An 18,228-nucleotide genomic window follows, 5' to 3' on the forward strand; every position below is an offset into this window, starting at 1 on the left:
TGATCTTAGCCAGTCGGCGCTTAGCTGATCGGCATTTGCAGGCTGTTGAAACAGCCTGTTAGCCCTTGCGCCCCTTTTGAAAGTCGGGCGGGCCGGCTTCTGATCCCGGGATGTTCCAGCTACCCGCCTTCATAGGGCATGAGGAAAACAGGCGCGTATGCGACCTGTGAGCCGATCATGGCTCTGCCCAGATTCAGCGGTGAGTCGCTCTTGGCGACAGGCGTGCGCCTGTACAAACGAAAACGCCCCGGATCGACCGGGGCGTTTTCAGAGCAGGCCGTGCATCAGCACTCGACGATGTTCACCGCCAGGCCACCACGAGCGGTTTCCTTGTACTTGGTCAGCATGTCGGCGCCGGTCTCGCGCATGGTCTTGATCACCTTGTCCAGGCTCACGTAGTGCGCGCCGTCGCCATAAAGCGCCATGCGCGCGGCGTTGATGGCCTTCACCGAAGCGATGGCGTTGCGCTCGATGCAGGGGATCTGCACCAGGCCGCCGACCGGGTCGCAGGTCAGGCCCAGGTGGTGTTCCATGCCGATCTCCGCGGCGTTCTCGACCTGCTCCGGGGTGCCGCCCAGTACCGCACACAGCGCGCCGGCAGCCATCGAGCAGGCCACGCCCACTTCGCCCTGGCAACCCACCTCGGCGCCGCTGATCGAGGCGTTTTCCTTGTACAGGATGCCGATGGCACCGGCCGTGAGCAGGAAGTCGATGATGCCGCGCTCGTTGGCACCGGAGATGGCATTGACGTAGTAGTGCAGCACTGCCGGGACGATGCCGGCGGCGCCGTTGGTCGGTGCGGTGACCACGCGGCCGCCCGCAGCGTTCTCTTCGTTCACTGCCAGTGCCCAGAGGTTGACCCAGTCGAGCATGCGCAGCGGATCTTCGATGTAGCTGCGCTGGAAGCCGCCCAGCTTGCGCGCCAGGATGGCAGCGCGGCGGCGTACCTTGAAGCCCCCGGCTAGGATACCCTCGGTACGACAGCCGCGGTCCACGCAGGCCTGCATCACCTTCCAGATGTTCAGCAGGCCGGCGTCGGTTTCTTCGTCACTGCGCCAGTGGCGCTCGTTGCGACGCATCACCTCGGCGATGCCGATGCCGTGCTCGCGGGTCAGCTTGAGCAGATCGGCGCCGCTGCGGAACGGCAGCGGCAGGGCGGTGGCATCCGGAGCGATGATCTTCTGCTTGGTGCCATCGGCCAGCACGGCCTCGCTGACCACGAAGCCCCCGCCGACCGAATAGTAGGTGGCCTCGTGTACCTGAATGCCGGCTGCATCGAAGGCGGCGAAGCGCAGGCCGTTGGCATGCAGCGGCAGCGCCTTGCGGAACATTTTCAGGTCGGCCTTCTCGTCGAAGCGGACTTCATGCTTGCCGGCCAGCACGATGCGCTTGTCGCGGCGGATGCTCTCGATGTACTCGGGCACCAGATCCACATTGACGGTATCCGGCTCATGGCCGCTGAGGCCGAGCAGCACCGCCTTGTCACTGCCATGGCCCTTGCCGGTGGCGCCCAGCGAGCCATACAGCTCGGCGACCACACGGGTCACCTTGGGCATATGCTCGTGGTTTTCCAGGGCGTGGGTGAACAGCGCGGCGGCACGCATCGGGCCGACGGTGTGGGAGCTGGACGGGCCGATACCAACTTTGAACAGGTCGAAAACGCTGATAGCCATGGCGAAGTTCTTCTTGTCGAGTGAATGGACACGCGCCCGGTTACGCGCGTGCGGAATGCCCCTATCTAAGAACGGCCATATCATTATGTATACTGATTTATTTTTAACGTATTCGTTAGCGTCGCTTAACTGTTGAGATCGCGTCATGGACATCACCCGCCTGCGAACCCTGCGCGAACTGGCGCGCTGCCGCACCATGGCGGCGGCTGCCGAGTCGCTGCACCTGACGCCCTCGGCCGTGTCGCAGCAGGTTGCGCAGCTCGAGCGCGAGGTGGACGTGGCACTGATCGAGCGACGCGGCCGCGGCGTGGTGCTGACCCCGGCCGGTGAGCGCCTGGTGGCGCACGCAGAGCGCATCCTCACGGTACTCGACGAAGCGCGTTCGGAGTTGGCGCTGCTGCGCGGCGAAATCGCCGGTGAACTTCGGGTGGCGGCCTTCCCCTCGATCGCCGTGGCGGTGATCGCGGAAACCGTACGGGCGCTGCGTAGCGCCTATCCGCGGTTGAACGTGGTGGTGCTGGATCTGGAGCCGCAGGAGAGCCTCAGCGCCCTGGGCTCCTGGCAGATCGACGTGGCGGTGATCGACGACCTGGCCGTGACTCCGGACGAGAACCGCGAGCACTATGCGCTGATTCCTCTGACCCAGGATCTGCTGCACGTGCTGCTGCCCATCGACCATGCCCTGGCCAGACGCGACAGCCTCACCGTCGCCGACCTGCGCGACGAAGCCTGGGCGCTGGATTCCAGCGGCAGCTCGTTCGGCGAGTTCATCGCCAACCTGTGCCGCCGTTCCGGTTTTGCGCCGCGCATCAACGCCCACTGCGCCGGTTTCGAGATGGTCGCGGCCATGGTCGCCTCGGGTAACTCCATCTCCATCGTCTCCGGTCTGCGTCTGGTGCGGCCGCTGCCCGGCGTCACCGCCGTGCCGCTGCTGCCGGATATCCAGCGCGGCGTGTTCCTCGCCTACCGCAAGGGTGAGCGCGATCATCCGGCGGTGAATGTGTTTCTCGACGAGGCGATTTATACGGCTGACAGGGTATTGGGCTAGCGCCACCGAGCCCTGTGGGAGGGGCTTGGCCGCGAGACGGTGCTCAGCCAGTCACACCTCATCCGTCCCCCGCCCGGCGGTGGATAAGCTTCGTGTTATCCACCCCACTTTTCTAAGCCCTGTAGGAGCGGCTTTAGCCGCGATGCTTTCGGCTTTTCGATGTGTCCGCACTTCACATGGGTACCCCGAGCTTTACTCCGCGGGCGTGGCGCACTCTTGAGCCGCTGCAGCCGCCAACCTCGCCCTGTCAGCCTTGCTGATGTACTTGGGTTTGTTGCTTTTGGGCGCAAGCTTGGCGTTGGCCTTCTTGGCGTGGGCTTCGAGCAGTTGCTTGATCTTTTTGCGGCGATTCATGGTTGTGAGTCTGCTTTGTCCTGAATTGATGATCCTCACGCGGCGCCCGCAGGATGGGTACCGCTATGCTCAACCACCCTCCTCGCTACTTAATGCCCGGCTTGCAACGCGGCATTGGAAAGCAAAAGCTTCGCGGCTAAAGCCGCTCCTACAACGTGGGCGGTTGGTTTCAGCTCCAGAGCGCCCCGACCGGCGTATGCGGTGGGTAGTGCGTCGCCACCTGTGCCTGTAGCAGTTCGCCACAGGCCAGGGCGTCGGTCAGAGCATGGTGGGCGGAGTAGAGCGGCAGTCCATAGCGCAGGCGGCTGTCGGCCAGGCGGATGGAAATGGGCTCGCGGCCGCGCAGGCGGCCCCACCAGCTGACCGTGCGCTTGGGGTACAGGCGTGCTTCCAGCTCCATGGTGTCGATGATGGGGAAGATCAGCCCTTCACCCAGATGCTGGTGCAATGCCTGATCGAGGAAGTTGCGCTCGATGTTGCGGTAATGCGCAACCACTACCTTGCCGGCCAGGGCTTCGAGCAGTTCGTCGAGCACGCTGGCCAGGCGTGGCGCGTGGCGGATGTCGGAATGGGTGATGTGGTGAAAGGTGACCGATTCGGCGCTCAGTTCGCAGGTGGGTTTGACTACCCAGTAGCGCGCTTCGGCGCAGTGGATGCGCTGCAGGTTCAGCGGCACCAGGCCGAGGCTGACGATGGCGTGCCTGCGCGGATCGAGGCCGGTGGTCTCAACGTCCAGTGCGACCAGTGGTGCCTCCGCCAGTGGCGTGTCGGCTGCGATGCAGCCTGCGCCGTAATAGGCTCGCAGGCGTGCGTCCTGGCTGCTGGCCGCGCGTTCTGCGAAGAGCTGCGGCCAGTCCTGATTTTGATACGTAGTCATTGCGGGCGAGAGAGTGGCTGGGCCGGATAGCGGAAACGCAGGAACTTCTGGGCGTTGCTCACGACCTGGAAGGCTTCCTTGAGGTGGTGGCGTTCGCTGGAGCTGAATTTCTCCGGCTCGACGTAGTTATCGGGTGGGTTGCCGGCTTCCACCTCGCGGGCCTGGTGGCGGATGCGCACCAGGCTGAGGAACTCGAAGGCGTAGCGCAGATGATCCAGGGCTTCCTTGGGCAGCAGCTTGGTGGCCGCGATGGCGTCGAGACGTTCCAGCGAGTTCTGCGCCTTGGAGCCGCACGCCAGAGCGTGCACGCGGATCAGGTCGGTCAACGGCGCAGTACCGCGGCCCTTGAGGTTGATGATGTTCTTCTGGCGGCCATCGGTTTCCATGACGAAGGTACGGAAGAAGCCCAGCGGCGGGGTGCGATTGAGCGCATTGCGTGCCAGGGCCGCAAGGAAGGCAGGGCTGGCGCTGGCTTTCTCCGCCAGCAGTTCCTTGAGATTTTCCACCAGCGCGGTCGCGCCATACACGCCATCGAGGTCGAAGAAGATACTGCTGTTGAGCAGAGTTTCCGGGTTGGGCTTCTCGATCCATTGATTGAAGTAGCCGCGCCAGACTTTCAGTGGCTGGCGCCATTTCGAGTTGCTGGCCATGATGCCGCCCTTGCAGTACGCATAACCGCAGGCGGACAGGCCATTGCTGACGAACTGCGCCAGTTCGGCGAAGTAGGCGTCGTGCTGATTCGGGTCGAAGCTGTCGTCGAGCACCAGGGCGTTGTCCTGGTCGGTGAGCAGCAGTTGTTCATCACGCGCCATCGAGCCGGCGATCATGAAGCAGTAGGGCACCGGCGGTGGCCCGAGTTTCTCCTCGGCCAGCACCAGCAGGCGCCGGGTGAAGGCGCGCCCGATACTGCTCATGGCCCGCGCCACCATATGAGCGCTGGCATCGTCGGCGACCATGCGCACGAAGGTGGCGTGCAGGTCCGGCAGCAGGCTCTTGAGGCCTTCCACCGAGTTCTTGTTGAAGATGCTGTTGACCAGATAGAGGCTGCTGCGCGACTCATAGCGGATGACGTCGGCGAGGGAGATCATGCCGACCGGGCGGCGGCGCTGCAGCACGGGCAGGTGATGGATGTTGTTGCGCAGCATGCACAGCATGGCCTCGAACACCGACTCGTCGGCCTGCACGGTGACGGGCCCGGGCGTCATCACCTGGCTGACCGGCGTGTCGCCTGGCAAGCCTTCGGCCAGCACGCGGGTGCGCAGGTCACGATCGGTGAGAATGCCGGCCATTACCTGGTTCTGCTGATCGGCCACCTGCACCTGGGCGGGGTTGGGCCAGCGCCTGCCGGGGTTGACGATGATCACCGAGGACACGCTCTGCTCGCTCATGACCTTCGCCACCTGCTGGACCGGCATGTCCAGCGGGACGCTGACCGGCGAGCGCCCGATGAGTTTGCGCACCTTGATCTTCATCAGCTCACTGGCCTTGCCGTGGCTGTCTTCCAGAGCGGATTTGAGGCGCGACTGGCCTTCGGCCTCGACGAAGTCGGCAAAACTGTCGAACTGATCGCATAGCTGCTGGAACAACGCACTGGGGATGAAGTAGATGAGGCAGTCTTCCAGTGCCTTGGCCGCCAGGCGCACCTTGTTGCCCCGCAGCAGGCCAGCCTGGCCGAAGACGTCGCCTTCGGTCAGGCGGTTGTGCAGTTCACCCCCGCGTCGATAGGTTTCCACTGCGCCGCTGCGCACGTAGTGCAGCTCGTGAATGGGCGCGCCGGCGGCGAGAATTTCGCTACCGGCCTTGAAGTAGCCCACTTGCACCTGACGGGCGATCTCGTCGAGAGTCTGCTCCGGCAGGTTGTCGAAGGGGGCGAAGCGACTCAGGTGGTCGCGGATTTCGATCAGCTCGATCTGCATGGGGGCCTCGCTGATTGCTGGCATTCAAGGATACGAGCATAGCGAAGGGATGTCGTCCCACCGTGTCGCTATGAGGAAAGTGGCTGTCACAACAGGCCAAAAAAGGAGCAGGTATGCAACATCCGGACTTATGGTGGAGCGTGGGCATCCTGCTCGTGCTCGGCGGATTGACGGTCTTCTACTACAACCGTCTGGTATTCAACCGCCACCGCGTGGCTGAAGCCTGGAGCGGCATCGATGTGCAGCTCAAGCGCCGCGCCAGCCTGATTCCGGCGCTGGTGGAATGCGTGCGTCAGTACATGCGCTATGAGCAGAGCGCGCTGGAGACGCTGGTGCAGCAGCGCACGCGCGCCGTGCAGCTGGCCGATTCGCCAATGGGCCAGCGGGCACCGGTGGAGGCGCAGCTGGGCAGCCAGTTACGCCAGCTGTTCGCCCTGGTCGAGGCTTATCCCGAGCTCAAGGCCGACAGCCAGTTTCGCGAGCTGCAGAGCAACATCAGCGAAGTCGAAGATCATATCCAGATGGCCCGGCGTTACTACAACGGAGCGGTGCGCGAGCTCAACGTGCTGGTCGAATCGGTGCCGAGCAACCTGGTGGCGAAGCTGCTGCGCTTCACCACTGCCGAATATTTCGCCCTCGCCGATGCCCGCGAGGGGCAACCGCCGAAAATGGAGTTCTGATCATGCCGGGATGGCTCAAGTCGCTTGTCTGCCTGTTTTTGCTGGGCCTGGCGGGCACCACGCTGGCGAGCGAGGAAGAACGCATTACCGACTACTCGGTGAGTGTCGAGATACGTACCGATGGCAGCCTGCTGGTGACCGAGCTGATCACCGTCGCGGCAGCGGGGGAGCAGATCAGCCGCGGCATCTTCCGGGATTTCCCGGTGCAGAGCATCAGCCGTGAACGGCTGCTGCGCCGCGTCGGCTTCGAGGTGCTGGAGGTGCAGCGCAACGGCCAGCCGGAGCCCTATCAGCTGGAGTCGAGGGGCGCCGTCGAGCGCGTTCGCATCGGCTCGGCCAGCCGCAAGCTGGAGCCGGGGCGCCATCGCTATCGCATCGTCTACCTGACGCAGCGGCAGTTGATCGAGCGTGCCAACGAAGACGAGCTGTACTGGAACGTCACCGGCAACGGCTGGATCTTCCCCATCGACCAGGCGCGCATCCGCGTAAGCCTGCCCGACGGCGCGCAGATTCTTCGGGTCGATGGCTATACCGGGCGCAGCGGTGCGCAGGACAAGAACTTCCGGGTGCTGACGCAGAACGACGGCGAGCTTCGCATGGAGACCACCGAGCCTCTGCCTGCCTATGCCGGCTTCACCATCGCCGTGGCCTGGCCCGCCGGGCTGATCGAGCGGCCCGGGCTGGGTAAACGCCTGCTCTGGGTGCTGCAGGACAATCCGGGTACGGCACTGGGCAGCCTGGTGTTTCTGGCCTTGCTGAGCTACTTCCTGTGGCAGTGGCGGCGCGTCGGCCGAGACCCGCAGAAAGGCCTGATCATTCCGCTGTTCCAGGCGCCGGAAGGGTTGTCACCGGCAGCGGCCGGCTTCGTCTGGCATCAGGGGTTCGGCATGCGCTACAGCCCGACGCGGGCACTGACCGTGGCGTTGACCTCGATGGCGATCAAGCGCGCGGTGAAGCTGTCCGACAGCGACCAGGGCTACACCCTCGAGTCCGCCGGAAAGCCGGTGCCACCCCTGCATCCGGGTGAACGCAAGGTGTATGGCGCGCTGTTCAGCAGCGCGTCGAGCCTGACCCTCGGGAGCCATTACGAGCCGAAACTGAAAAAGGCGCTCGATGCGCTGCAGGCCAGCATCAGCGCGGACTATCACGCGGCCTGCTTCAGGCTCAACCGCCAACAGTGGTGGCGCGGCGTGGCTCTGGCCGTGCTGGGCGTGCCGCTGACGCTACTGCCCGGCCTGAGCGGCGCCGATGTGTTCGTCGTGGGCATGATGTCGCTGTTCGTACTGGCCTTCGGCGCCGTCGGCATCGGCGGTGCGTTCGTGGCGTTGCGCAGATGGCATGCCCGTCGTTACGGGCAAATGCTCTTCGGCCTGATCTTCGCCGTACCCTTCGGCAGTGTCGGCCTGGGCGTGCTGACCATGATGGGCAGCACGGTGCCCACGCTGGGGGTCTGGAACCTGGTGCTGGTGGTCGCGTTCGTGCTGCTCTGCGGGCTGTTTCGCTGGCTGCTGGAGGCGCCGACACTGCGCGGCCGCGAGGTGCTCGACAAGCTCGAGGGCTACCGTGACTACCTGCAGCTGGCGGAAAGCGAGCTGATGGAAAAGGTTGCCGAGGCGCCGGTGATGAGCATCGCCCTGTACGAGCAGCACCTGCCCTACGCCATGGCGCTGGGCGTCGAGCAGCAATGGAGCGAGCGCTTCGACCGGGCGCTGGCCAGCGGCCTGGTGGAAGCACCGGCGCAAGGCTACAAGCCGGACTGGTATTCGGGCCGCAGCATCACCAGCTCGCAGTCGCTGAGCAGCAGTCTGTCATCCAACCTGGGCCGGGCGACGGCCGCCTCTTCGGTCGCGCCCAGCCAGTCGTCTTCATCCGCGGGCGGCAGCTCCTCGGGTGGCTCGGGCGGTGGTGGCTGGTAGGGCTCAGCTCCAGTTCCAACGGCTTTCGGCCACGGCATCGTGGGCGTGCAGGCTTTCCGCGTGCACGACCTTGAGGCGGAAGGCGCTGGCCTGCGGCAGGCTGCGCAGGGCTTGATGCAGGCGGCGCGCGGCGTCTTCGCAGAACATCAGGTTCTGTCCGTTGGCCAGGGCGAAAGCCTGTTCATCGGCGCGTTTCACCGCTGTTTGCACCGGCGTGCCGAGGGCCTGCTCGGCGCTGTCGATCAGCGCCAGCACGGGCAGCTCGGTGCAGTCGGGAGCCAGGCGCAGCTGCAGGGTCGCGGTGCTGCGCTGGCTGTGTGGCGTGGCGACGATGCCCTGGGTCGAGCCAAGCCAGTCGAGCACCTCCTGATAGTCCATGGATTGCCGGGCGAAGGTTTCGGCGAAACGCTGCTGAATCAACTGGCGGGCCAGCGCCGCCGAGCAGGGGCAGGTGGACGAGTAGCCGACCTCGACTTGCAGCTCGATGCTGACGCCGCGGCCGTCCTGTCTGGCGCGCAGTTCGAAGGGGTAGGCCTTCCAGCCGCTGAGCGGGCTGACCAGCGCAACACGCTCGAGCGGTACCTCGCCGCGTAGGGTCAGGGTGGCGCTGTCGGACAGTGCCTGATGGCTGCTTAGGCAATCATCCAGCACCTGCAGCAGGGCAGGCACGTCCAGTTGCTGGTGCAGCAGACGCTGCGCCGCCAGATACAGGCGCGACATGTGAATGCCGCGCGCGCCGGCGTCGTCGAGGCTGACACCGATATCGACACTGGCGTTCACGGCCGCGCCCGCCAGGCGAATGGGTAAGGCGATGCCGGCCATGCCGACCCAGTCCAGTGGCACAACATGGTGAGTGGCTTGGGCGGCAATATCCGGCAGGGGCAGCTCGTTCATCGCAAATCCATGGGTTGCTGTCAGAAATAAATGTTATGTTATAACAATTAAAACACGTTAGCCGATTTGCCATGACCCCGACCCTGCCTACCGAAGCCGAGCTGCTCGCCCAGCCGGCAGATGACTACATGAACGATACGCAGCAGCGCTTCTTCCGCGAGCTGCTGCTGGCTCAGCGTGCCGATCTGCAGGCGCGTATCGACGAGGAGTTCAGCGAGCTGCGCCAGTCCGAAACCAGCAGCGACGTCGCCGATATCGGCGCCGCCGAGGAGCAACGGCAGTGGCAGCTGCGCCTGCTGGAGCGGGAAAAGAAGCTGCTCGACAAGATCGACCAGGCGCTCGAACGCCTGGCGCGTGGCGAATACGGCTGGTGCGCCGAGACCGGCGAGCCCATCGGCCTGAAACGCCTGCTGCTGCGCCCGACCGCGACCCTGTGCATCGAAGCCAAGGAGCGTCAGGAGCAGCGCGAAAAACATCAGCGTGACCGTGACTGAACGAGGAACCCCCCATGAACCCACGTCTACCCGTTACCGTGCTGTCCGGCTTTCTTGGCGCCGGCAAGAGCACACTGCTCAACCATGTGCTGAAGAACCGCGAAGGTCTCAAGGTCGCGGTGATCGTCAACGACATGAGCGAAATCAATATCGACGGCAGCGAAGTGCAGCGCGACGTCAGCCTCAACCGCGCCGAAGAGAAACTGGTGGAGATGAGCAACGGCTGCATCTGCTGCACCCTGCGCGAAGACCTGCTCGAAGAGGTCGCCCGCCTGGCCAGCGTTGGCCGCTTCGACTACCTGCTGATCGAATCCACCGGCATCAGCGAGCCGCTGCCGGTGGCCGAAACCTTCACCTTCCGCAACGAGCAGGGCCGCAGCCTGTCCGATCTGGCGCGGCTGGACACCATGGTCACGGTGGTCGACGGGGTGAACTTCCTGCGCGATTTTCACGAGGCCGAGAGCCTGGCCAGCCGTGGCGAAACCCTCGGCGAGGAGGACGAACGCTCGATCACCGATCTGCTGATCGAGCAGGTGGAGTTCGCCGACGTCATTCTCGTCAGCAAGATCGACCTGATCAGCCAGGCCGAGCGCGAGGAGCTGATGGCCATCCTCCGCGGCCTCAATACCCACGCCGATATCCAGGCCATGAGCATGGGCCAGATCGCTTTGGACAGGATTCTCGACACCGGCCGTTTCGATTTCGAACGCGCCTCGCAGGCGCCGGGCTGGCTCAAGGAACTGCGTGGCGAGCATGTGCCGGAAACCGAGGAGTACGGCATCGCCTCCAGCGCCTACCGCGCGCGTCGGCCCTTCCATCCGCAGCGCTTCTTCGACTTCCTCTCGCAGGAATGGAGCAACGGCCGCCTGCTGCGCTCCAAGGGCTTCTTCTGGCTGGCCAGCAAGTATCAGGAGGCCGGCAGCTGGTCGCAGGCCGGCGGCCTGATGCGTCACGGCCTGGCCGGACGCTGGTGGCGCTTCGTGTCCAGGCAACACTGGCCGCAGGACGAGGAAGGCCTGCAGGCGATCATGAAGCACTGGAGCGCAGAGGTCGGTGATTGCCGCCAGGAGCTGGTGTTCATCGGCCAGAACATCGACTTCGCCCGCCTGACCGCCGAGCTGGACGCCTGCCTGCTCACCGATGAGGAAATGGGCGGCGGCCCGGAAGCCTGGCGTCTGCTCGCCGACCCGTTCGGCGCCTGGCAGCAGGAGGCCGCCTGATGTTCGCCCTGCAGTTGCCGAAAGTGTCCCGGCAGGTGCTGGGAGCGGATATTCAGGTGCTCGGCGAGGTGCTGCACGACGGCGTCAACCTGGCCGTCTGGCAGCGCCGCCTGCCGGCGCAGATCGCCGACTTCGCCGATGCGCTGCTGGCCCAGGGCGAGCCCCTGGCGCATTCCATGACCCTGGAACTGCCGCGTGCCGACAGCGAGCCGAACCTGAGCGGCCTGGTCGCGCAGTATGCCGACCTGCCGGGCCAGGCCGCCTTCCTCGCCGACGTGGCCTGGCTGGTGCGCGCCTACGCCTGCCTGCTCGATGCCCAGCGCATCGGCCTGCGCCTGCGCGCGCTGGACAAGGCCATGTGCCCGCGCTTTCACGTCGACCATGTACCGCTGCGGCTGATCACCAGCTACGCCGGGGTCGGCAGCGAGTGGCTGGAAGAGGGCGCGATGTCGCGCAGCAGGCTCGGTCAGCCGGAGGCAGAACCTACGCAACAGGCGTTGATCCAGCGTCTGGATAGCGGGCATGTGGCGCTGGCCAAGGGCGAGAAGTGGCAGGGCAACGAAGGCCGCGGGCTGATCCATCGATCGCCGCAGCCGCCGGCCGGTCAGCGGCGCTTGTTGCTGACCCTGGATTGGCTGGCCTGACATCGCCACAAGCTGCGCGGCAAACATGTCATGGAAGCCGTACCTCGGGCGTAATGCTGTCCACTTAAGGCGGTAGGCGCTTGGCTCCCCTTTCCCATTTATGGGAGAGGGGCCGGGGGAGAGGGCTGAAACGCTGCAAAACTTCCGCTCTCCCCACCGGGGCGAGGGGACTGCTTGCGTTCGACTGTTGCTTGTGGGAACAGCTTCATGCCGCGAGGCGAGGCCTATGCTGCTGCCAGGCATGACGGAAAAAAATAGGCCGGAGCGACTGCCCCGGCCTTAAGCACCAAGAGATCATGTCGACGCGTGACTCGACATGAGGGTTACGTGAGGTACCCGCGGTCATTAGGCGCTTTCTGGATGACACTTTGATGTCAGTCCCGGCGTTTGTTTCAGGCAGCTCAGGTCAGGGCTTGATCCACTTGCCCTGATACTGGCTGGTGCAGGCCGGCTCCAGATACAGCGCGTCGCTGGCCACGCCGTAGTAGTGGATGTCCTGCTGGTACAGGTCACTGCCGGCGCGCGCATTCTGGCAAATGCCATAGGCGCCCTGCGGACATTGCTCGACGAATTCCACCTCGACCGTCTGCCCCTGCAATTGCGGCTGGCAGAAGCCATCACGAAACAGCGTGGCGGGAATGTTGCGATTTTCCTGGCAGACCTTCACATCCAGACGCTCGGCCTGGCTATGCACCACGCAGGCTTCGGCCAGGACCAGGCCCGGTAGCAGAGAGAACAGCAACAGCCATGCACGCATCGTTTCGACTCCCGAAAAACTGCCAGCGAATCTAACATGCTGCTTCCTTGCAGTCTGTGCTGGCATTTGCCTGGCGAACCACCGACGATAGATTCATGCTCAGCCAAATTCCTACCCACCTTATCGCCGGCCCGCTGGGTGCCGGCAAAACCAGCCTGATCCGTCACCTGCTGGCGCAGAAACCTGCGGCTGAGCGCTGGGCGGTGCTGATCAACGAATTCGGCCAGATCGGTCTGGATGCCGCACTGCTGGAGCAGGGCGACGACGGCATCGCCCTGGCCGAGGTGGCCGGTGGATGCCTGTGCTGCGTCAACGGTGCGCCCTTTCAGGTCGGCCTTGGCCGCCTGCTGCGCAAGGCCAAGCCTGATCGTCTGCTGATCGAACCGTCCGGTCTGGGGCATCCGGTGCAGTTGCTGGCGCAGTTGCGCCAGCCGCCCTGGTTCGGCGTGCTGGCCGTGCAGCCGGCGCTGCTGGTGCTGGATGCCGCCGCGCTGGCCAGCGGTCAGCCGCTGCCGGACGTGCAGCGTCAGGCGCTGGATGAGGCTGGTCTGCTGCTGTTGAACAAGAGCGAAGGCCTGGGTGCCCAGGCGCGAGCGCGGGTTGCTGCCGGTCTGCCAGCCGTGCCGCTGCACTGGACCGAACGGGGGCGGCTCGACCTGGCCTTGCTGCCCGGCCTGGCAGCACAGGCGTCGCCCATGCAGGTGGGTGGCGAGTTCCCTGCTGCCGCGCCGGGGTTGGCGCAGATCTGGCGCGATACCACCGAGCCGATCTGCCAGGTGCAGGCTCAGGTCGAGGGCTGGAGCATCGGCTGGCGCTGGCATCCTCAGCAAATGTTCGACCTCGCGCAGGTCGCGGACTGGTTACGCAACCTCGGCTGGCGCCGAGCCAAGGCCGTGCTGCACGGTGCCGAGGGCTGGCGTTCGCTCAATGCCGTGCAAGGGCAAGCGCTGCAGGCTTGGGGCCCGAGCGAGTGGCGCAAGGACTCGCGGCTGGAACTGATCTTCGATCAGGCGCAGGACGTCGAAGCGCTCAGCGCCTCGTTCGCCACCTGCCGAATTCCTGCGACCGGCTGATACACTCGCCGCGCTTTCGTCGTTGTGGATAACTTTCATGCACCTGCTGCCCTGGTCTCATGACACCTCTGCCGATTTTACCCTGCGCGGCTGGCATACGCCGCCATCGGGAAAACCGTTGCTGCATTTCCTGCACGGCAACGGTTATTGCGGGCGGGTCTATACGCCGATGCTGGCGCTGCTGGCGGAAGATTTCGACCTCTGGCTGTGTGACGTGCAGGGCCATGGCGACAGCGATCACGGTGGTCGTTTCCACGGCTGGAACCGCAGCGCCGAACTGGCGGTAGAGGCCTTCGAGGCCTTGCGCGGCCGCTTTGGTGAGGTGCCGCGCTTCGCCCTGGGCCACAGTTTTGGCGGCGTGCTCACCAGCCTGATCCTCGCGCGCCATCCCGAGTTGTTCCAGCGTGCGGTACTGCTTGATCCGGTGCTGTTCAGCCCGGCGATGATCGGCGTGATGGCGCTGTCAGACGTGGTCGGCCTGGCGCAGCGCAACGGTTTGGCGAAGAAGGCGAAGAAGCGTCGCCGGCAATGGCCGGATCGCGCCAGTGCGCATGCCGCTCTGCATGGCCGCGGTATGTTCCGCGGCTGGGACGAAGCGGCGTTCGACGCTTATATCGAGCATGCGCTGAAGGAGGTCGAAGGTGGCGTCGAGCTCAAGTGTCGGCCCAGCCGCGAGGCCGATATCTTCGGTTCCTTCCCGCGGCGCCTGTGGCCATCGCTGGCCAGGGTGACGACGCCGACCGAGGTGATCCACGGCGCCAGCACCTACCCGTTCGTGGCCCGCTCCGTGGCGCGCTGGTGTGCGAGCAACGCCCATGTGCGCAGTCAGGTGGTGCCGGGCGGGCACTGCTTCATGCAGGAGCAGCCGGCCGACAGCGCCGAACGCGTGAGCGATTTCCTCCTGCGGCGCGGCTGAATCAGGCCAGCGCTACTGGGCCTTGCGCCGCCAGTCGTCGAGGCGGATGACGTTACCCGGATGGGAATGCTGCACCGCGACCGGCTCGGGTTGCGGCTCCAGTATCGGATGGGGTTCCAGTTCGATGCGCCCGAGATGCGGGCCGAACATGCTGATATGCCCGCGCAGGCGCTGCTCACCGGTGACGGTGAATTCGAAGTCATACAGCCGCGCCAGGCGCCGATGGCCCCTGCCATCGCGCTCGATGGCCAGGCGGCGCAGCGCCACGGCGCCGTCGAGCAGTTCCACGTCGAGCTTGGCGCAGTGCTGCTTGGCGTACGCCAGTGCCCGCTCACGAATGCCATGGCCGCGCCACAGCCAGGCGCAGACGGCGGCGAACAGCATCAGCAAAAAGACATCGAACAGGTTGATCATGGCGACTCCGGCTCTGGGAGACAGAGCTTAGCCTATCTGCCACGCAGTTCTCAGCACATGAGCTTGTCCGTGTGTCGGCTGTGCACTAGCGTGTGCGCACTTCATTTGTGAAAAGGACGTCATCATGCATTGCCCCGCCTGCCGTACCAGCCGCCTGCAACCGGCGAAACTCGAAGATGGCCTGCTCGGCCATGGCTGCCCGCAATGCGCTGGCACGCTGGTCAGCCTGCTGCATTACCGCGACTGGGCCGAGCGTCAGCCGGCGCAGGAGACGCCAACAGCCCTGGCCGCCGAAGCCGAAGTGGGCGAAACCAGCCACGCGCTGAGCTGCCCCAAGTGCGCCAAGCTGATGAGCAAATACCAGATCAGCGGCACCCGCGCCAATCGTCTGGACCTGTGCAGCACCTGCGACGAAGCCTGGCTGGACAGCGGCGAATGGCAACTGCTCAAGGCCCTGGAACTGAGTCAGCGCATGCCGGCGATCTTCACCGACGCCTGGCAGCGCCAGGTGCGGCAGGAGGCCAGCGAACAGGCGCGGCGTGAGCGCTTCAGCCGCATCGCCGGCGAGGAAGCCATCGCCCGCGCCGACGAGATCCGCGCCTGGCTCAAGGATCATCCGCAGCGGCGCGAACTGCTGTTCTACATCGGTCACGACTGAGGGGCGTTCTTCTCCTCGCTCAAGGCTTGGTAACGCTGTTGCAGTTCCTCGCGGATCTGCCGCCGCTGCTTGGCCTGGCGCTGACGGCGCAGGCCGTCGGGGGTGTCCGGGTGCAGTTCGGGCACCACTGCCGGGCGGCCGTGCTCATCCATCGCCACCATGGTGAAGAAACAGCTGTTGGTGTGGCGCACCGAGCGTTCACGGATGTTTTCGGTGATCACCTTGATGCCTACCTCCATGGAGGTGCGCCCGCAGTAGTTGACCGAGGCGAGGAAGGTAACCATCTCACCGACATGCACCGGCTCGCGGAACATTACCTGGTCCACCGACAGGGTCACCACGTATCGCCCTGCGTAGCGGCTGGCGCAGGCATAAGCCACCTCGTCCATGTACTTGAGCAGCGTACCGCCGTGAACGTTGCCGGAGAAATTGGCCATGTCCGGGGTCATCAGTACGGTCATCGTCAGTTGTGCGGTTCCGGCTTCCATCGTTGCTCCGAGTACATGTGGACTGCTGAGAGAAAGGTCTGATGCAAGATTCAAACTAAACCTGTTTACGATCTGCTGCGCGTTGGCTGAACGGCCCCTCATGATGCTCTTTACAACAGGCAAACTGCGCTTCTCCGGTTGATTTCGCCACCGTATATTCCAGTTCGCCATCGTGAACAGGCTCTAAACTCGCCCATTTCCATTGCAAGGATGCCATCCATGCTGACCCGCTTGAAATTTCTCTCTCTGCCGCTGCTGCTGGCGTTCACCAGCGCCGCGCAGGCAAGTGATGACTGCGCCACTGCAGCGCAATGCAACCAGTTGGGCAGTGCCGCCTATCAGGCCGGCCGTTATAGCGATGCCATCGAGGCATTCGAGCGTCAGCTACGCCGCGTCGAGCAGGGCGACGAGGCGCAGTTGGAGCTGGCCTTGAACAACCTGATTCTGGCCAATCTGCGCGCGGGCGATGCCGGTATGGCGCGGGCCTGGCTGGGGGTGGCGTTGGACAACCACCTCAGCGGTTCTTCGACCCGCCTGCACATGGGCAAGGTGGCCGAGGCGGTGGATTATCAGGCGCTGGCGGCCAGCCCGCAGGGCCGCTATCTGCGCTATGGCGGTCAGGCGGTATGGAGCGAATTGCAGATCAGCACTGACCCGGCGGGCGGTTACCGCGCCAGCTTCTCGCCGCTGCGCGCCGGGGCACGGGTGGAAGAATACGGCCCGGCAGCTATCGGTGATCTGGAGGGACGCCTGCAAGGCGAGGGCGCAGTGATGAAGCTGGAAGATGCGCAGCTCGGCACCGGCTGCGCCGTGCAATTGCTGCGCGAAGGCATTGCCCTGCGCGTGCTGGAAGTATTCGACGAGGGTTGCCAGGACTACGGCGGCATGGGTATCAGCGTGGCCGGGAGCTACATCAAGGTCGATGCCCAGGTGCGCCCGTGAACCTGCGCCGTGCCGCCCTGTTTGGCGGTTTGATCCTGGTCGTGACGCTTCTGGCCGTTGGCAGCGCCTGGCTGCGTGACGAGCCGCTGGATGCCGAGGTGCAGGACTGGCAGCGGCAGGTGCAGGCGGCGGCTGGCGAAAGTCGGGCGTACCTGTATCTGAGCGGCCTGGATGCGCCTGTCGATCAGCAGCCCGAGGCGCTGGGCACCGTGCGTCTGCAGCAGTACGAAAGTTGGTACGCCGGGCACGGCGTGACTGATGGCGCTTATGTGGCGCCGACCGCTGCCACCCTGCCGGTTCCCCAGGGGCAACTGTTCTGCCAGATCGAGACGCCCGGCTGCTTCGACAGCCTGCTGGCGCAGGCCGACCAGTTGTCCGCGTTAAGCGTGGAGCAGAAGGTACTGCGCGAACGCTACAGACAATTTCTCGGCCTGGATGATTACCGCACGCTCACCTCGGTGAGCATCGCCGAACCGGTGCCGCAACTGACCTATGTGTACAAGGGCCAGCAGCTGTTCGATCTGTTCGTGCTGCAGATGGCCCTCGAGGGTCGCGGCGATGCGGCGCAGGCTGGGTTGCAGGAGGAACTGGGATTGCTGCGTCAGCAGCTGGTGCGCGCCGACAATCTGGTACTGAAGATGCTGTTGGGCGTGCTGGTCAGCCGCAACCTGGAGTGGCAGGTTCGCCTGTATCGCCACGGGCTGACGCCGCGGCCGGAGATTCCGGCGCGGTTCGGCGAGGACGAGCGTTCGCTGCTGAGGCCGATGCAGCGAGAGTTCTTCGGCATCGCGCAGATGTATGCGCAACTGCCAGACAACGCCACCGGCAGCGAATACCTCAGCCTGCTGCTGTTTTTCCGCGAGCAGATGACCATCAACGCCAGCCTGGCGCCTTATGCGCGAGCCGCCGAGTTGTCGCAGCTGCCGCCGGAGGCATTCGCCGCGGCGCTGCAGGAGCCGGCTCCCGAGCCGCCTGCCGTTGGCGGCGTGCGCAACCGCGTCGGCAACATCCTGCTGGCTATCGCCGGCCCGGATATGCGCCTGTATGCCGGGCGCTTGCAGGACCTGGAGGCCAAGCGTCGTTTGCTGGCCGTGCTGGTGAGCCTGCCGCTCGGGAGGCTCGATGCCGAGCGACTGGCCAGCTTGCCGGACGCGCGCAATCCGTACTACCCGACACGTTTGGCCAGGTCTGATGGGCGCGGCCAGCTGTGCTTCGACGGCCCGCATGAGGCCGCCTTCAACGGCCGCTGCATGCCCTTGTAGGA

The 18,228-nt window shown here is 64.9% G+C and carries 19 protein-coding genes; 11 read left to right on the top strand and 8 right to left on the bottom strand.

Translation table 11 applies throughout. From position 1 onward, the window contains the following. Positions 1 to 284: 284 nt before the first annotated feature. Positions 285 to 1,673, bottom strand: coding sequence for an L-serine ammonia-lyase (locus GYB81_RS07785; RefSeq protein WP_161864326.1), 1,389 nt, complete (start codon positions 1,671 to 1,673; stop codon positions 285 to 287). A 145-nt stretch (positions 1,674 to 1,818) separates the two neighbouring features. Here GYB81_RS07785 and GYB81_RS07790 point away from each other — a divergent pair, with 145 nt between their 5' ends. Then, on the top strand, positions 1,819 to 2,721 hold the full coding sequence (locus GYB81_RS07790; RefSeq protein WP_161864327.1) for a LysR family transcriptional regulator: 903 nt from the start codon (positions 1,819 to 1,821) through the stop codon (positions 2,719 to 2,721). A 192-nt stretch (positions 2,722 to 2,913) separates the two neighbouring features. Here GYB81_RS07790 and GYB81_RS07795 read toward each other — a convergent pair whose 3' ends face one another. From GYB81_RS07795 to GYB81_RS07805, 3 genes are all read right to left on the bottom strand, one after another. After that, positions 2,914 to 3,075 carry a DUF2986 domain-containing protein gene (locus GYB81_RS07795; protein WP_161864328.1) on the bottom strand — a complete coding sequence of 54 codons (162 nt, stop codon included), beginning with the start codon at positions 3,073 to 3,075 and terminating at the stop codon, positions 2,914 to 2,916. A gap of 169 nt (positions 3,076 to 3,244) precedes the next feature. Next, the gene (locus GYB81_RS07800; RefSeq protein ID WP_161864329.1) at positions 3,245 to 3,952 is read right to left on the bottom strand and encodes a 3'-5' exonuclease; all 708 of its coding nucleotides are present in this window, start codon (positions 3,950 to 3,952) and stop codon (positions 3,245 to 3,247) included. Beyond that, positions 3,949 to 5,868 (bottom strand): DUF294 nucleotidyltransferase-like domain-containing protein, encoded by a 1,920-nt coding sequence (locus GYB81_RS07805; RefSeq protein ID WP_161864330.1) that lies wholly within the window; start codon positions 5,866 to 5,868, stop codon positions 3,949 to 3,951. Before GYB81_RS07805 ends, GYB81_RS07800 begins: the two co-directional genes overlap by 4 nt. Positions 5,869 to 5,981: 113 nt before the next feature. Between GYB81_RS07805 and GYB81_RS07810 the strand changes: the two genes are divergently transcribed. Both GYB81_RS07810 and GYB81_RS07815 read left to right on the top strand, forming a co-directional pair. Continuing rightward, positions 5,982 to 6,548 (top strand): LemA family protein, encoded by a 567-nt coding sequence (locus GYB81_RS07810; RefSeq protein WP_161864331.1) that lies wholly within the window; start codon positions 5,982 to 5,984, stop codon positions 6,546 to 6,548. A 2-nt stretch (positions 6,549 to 6,550) separates the two neighbouring features. Further along, positions 6,551 to 8,464: a DUF2207 domain-containing protein gene (locus GYB81_RS07815; RefSeq protein ID WP_161897779.1), complete on the top strand. Its 1,914-nt coding sequence runs from the start codon at positions 6,551 to 6,553 to the stop codon at positions 8,462 to 8,464. Between the two features lie 3 nt (positions 8,465 to 8,467). Here GYB81_RS07815 and folE2 read toward each other — a convergent pair whose 3' ends face one another. Next, the gene (gene folE2, locus GYB81_RS07820) at positions 8,468 to 9,358 is read right to left on the bottom strand and encodes a GTP cyclohydrolase FolE2 (RefSeq protein ID WP_161864333.1); all 891 of its coding nucleotides are present in this window, start codon (positions 9,356 to 9,358) and stop codon (positions 8,468 to 8,470) included. A 71-nt stretch (positions 9,359 to 9,429) separates the two neighbouring features. On the opposite strand from folE2, the gene dksA reads away from it, so the two are divergent. Genes dksA through GYB81_RS07835 form a run of 3 tightly spaced genes read left to right on the top strand, consistent with a single transcriptional unit; the run spans position 9,430 to position 11,716 of the window. After that, positions 9,430 to 9,852 carry an RNA polymerase-binding protein DksA gene (dksA, locus tag GYB81_RS07825; protein WP_161864334.1) on the top strand — a complete coding sequence of 141 codons (423 nt, stop codon included), beginning with the start codon at positions 9,430 to 9,432 and terminating at the stop codon, positions 9,850 to 9,852. A 14-nt stretch (positions 9,853 to 9,866) separates the two neighbouring features. Continuing rightward, positions 9,867 to 11,072: a zinc metallochaperone GTPase ZigA gene (gene zigA, locus GYB81_RS07830; RefSeq protein ID WP_161864335.1), complete on the top strand. Its 1,206-nt coding sequence runs from the start codon at positions 9,867 to 9,869 to the stop codon at positions 11,070 to 11,072. Further along, positions 11,072 to 11,716, top strand: a complete 645-nt coding sequence (locus GYB81_RS07835) for a DUF1826 domain-containing protein (RefSeq protein ID WP_161864336.1) — start codon at positions 11,072 to 11,074, stop codon at positions 11,714 to 11,716. The genes zigA and GYB81_RS07835 overlap by 1 nt, the downstream gene beginning before the upstream one ends. 406 nt (positions 11,717 to 12,122) lie before the next feature. Here the strand turns inward: GYB81_RS07835 and GYB81_RS07840 are convergent, their stop codons facing one another. Beyond that, positions 12,123 to 12,473, bottom strand: a complete 351-nt coding sequence (locus GYB81_RS07840) for an NADH:ubiquinone oxidoreductase (protein ID WP_161864337.1) — start codon at positions 12,471 to 12,473, stop codon at positions 12,123 to 12,125. Positions 12,474 to 12,568: 95 nt separating this feature from the next. Here GYB81_RS07840 and GYB81_RS07845 point away from each other — a divergent pair, with 95 nt between their 5' ends. Continuing rightward, positions 12,569 to 13,546, top strand: a complete 978-nt coding sequence (locus GYB81_RS07845) for a CobW family GTP-binding protein (RefSeq protein WP_161864338.1) — start codon at positions 12,569 to 12,571, stop codon at positions 13,544 to 13,546. A 37-nt stretch (positions 13,547 to 13,583) separates the two neighbouring features. Beyond that, entirely contained in the window at positions 13,584 to 14,462 is an 879-nt protein-coding gene (locus GYB81_RS07850; protein WP_161864339.1) for an alpha/beta fold hydrolase, read from the top strand. A gap of 12 nt (positions 14,463 to 14,474) precedes the next feature. Here the strand turns inward: GYB81_RS07850 and GYB81_RS07855 are convergent, their stop codons facing one another. Beyond that, positions 14,475 to 14,876, bottom strand: a complete 402-nt coding sequence (locus tag GYB81_RS07855) for a DUF3301 domain-containing protein (protein ID WP_161864340.1) — start codon at positions 14,874 to 14,876, stop codon at positions 14,475 to 14,477. Between the two features lie 124 nt (positions 14,877 to 15,000). Here GYB81_RS07855 and GYB81_RS07860 point away from each other — a divergent pair, with 124 nt between their 5' ends. Continuing rightward, positions 15,001 to 15,534: a TFIIB-type zinc ribbon-containing protein gene (locus GYB81_RS07860; RefSeq protein ID WP_161864341.1), complete on the top strand. Its 534-nt coding sequence runs from the start codon at positions 15,001 to 15,003 to the stop codon at positions 15,532 to 15,534. On the opposite strand, the gene GYB81_RS07865 is transcribed toward GYB81_RS07860, so the two are convergent. Further along, positions 15,525 to 16,022: an acyl-CoA thioesterase gene (locus GYB81_RS07865; RefSeq protein ID WP_161864342.1), complete on the bottom strand. Its 498-nt coding sequence runs from the start codon at positions 16,020 to 16,022 to the stop codon at positions 15,525 to 15,527. The genes GYB81_RS07860 and GYB81_RS07865 overlap by 10 nt on opposite strands. Positions 16,023 to 16,241: 219 nt before the next feature. On the opposite strand from GYB81_RS07865, the gene GYB81_RS07870 reads away from it, so the two are divergent. Together GYB81_RS07870 and GYB81_RS07875 are read left to right on the top strand one after the other, a co-directional pair. Next, entirely contained in the window at positions 16,242 to 16,964 is a 723-nt protein-coding gene (locus tag GYB81_RS07870) for a tetratricopeptide repeat protein (protein ID WP_161864343.1), read from the top strand. Beyond that, positions 16,961 to 18,226, top strand: a complete 1,266-nt coding sequence (locus GYB81_RS07875) for a hypothetical protein (protein WP_233787501.1) — start codon at positions 16,961 to 16,963, stop codon at positions 18,224 to 18,226. The genes GYB81_RS07870 and GYB81_RS07875 overlap by 4 nt, the downstream gene beginning before the upstream one ends. Positions 18,227 to 18,228 lie beyond the last annotated feature (2 nt).

This window comes from Pseudomonas yangonensis, assembly GCF_009932725.1.
Taxonomy (GTDB): domain Bacteria; phylum Pseudomonadota; class Gammaproteobacteria; order Pseudomonadales; family Pseudomonadaceae; genus Aquipseudomonas; species Aquipseudomonas yangonensis.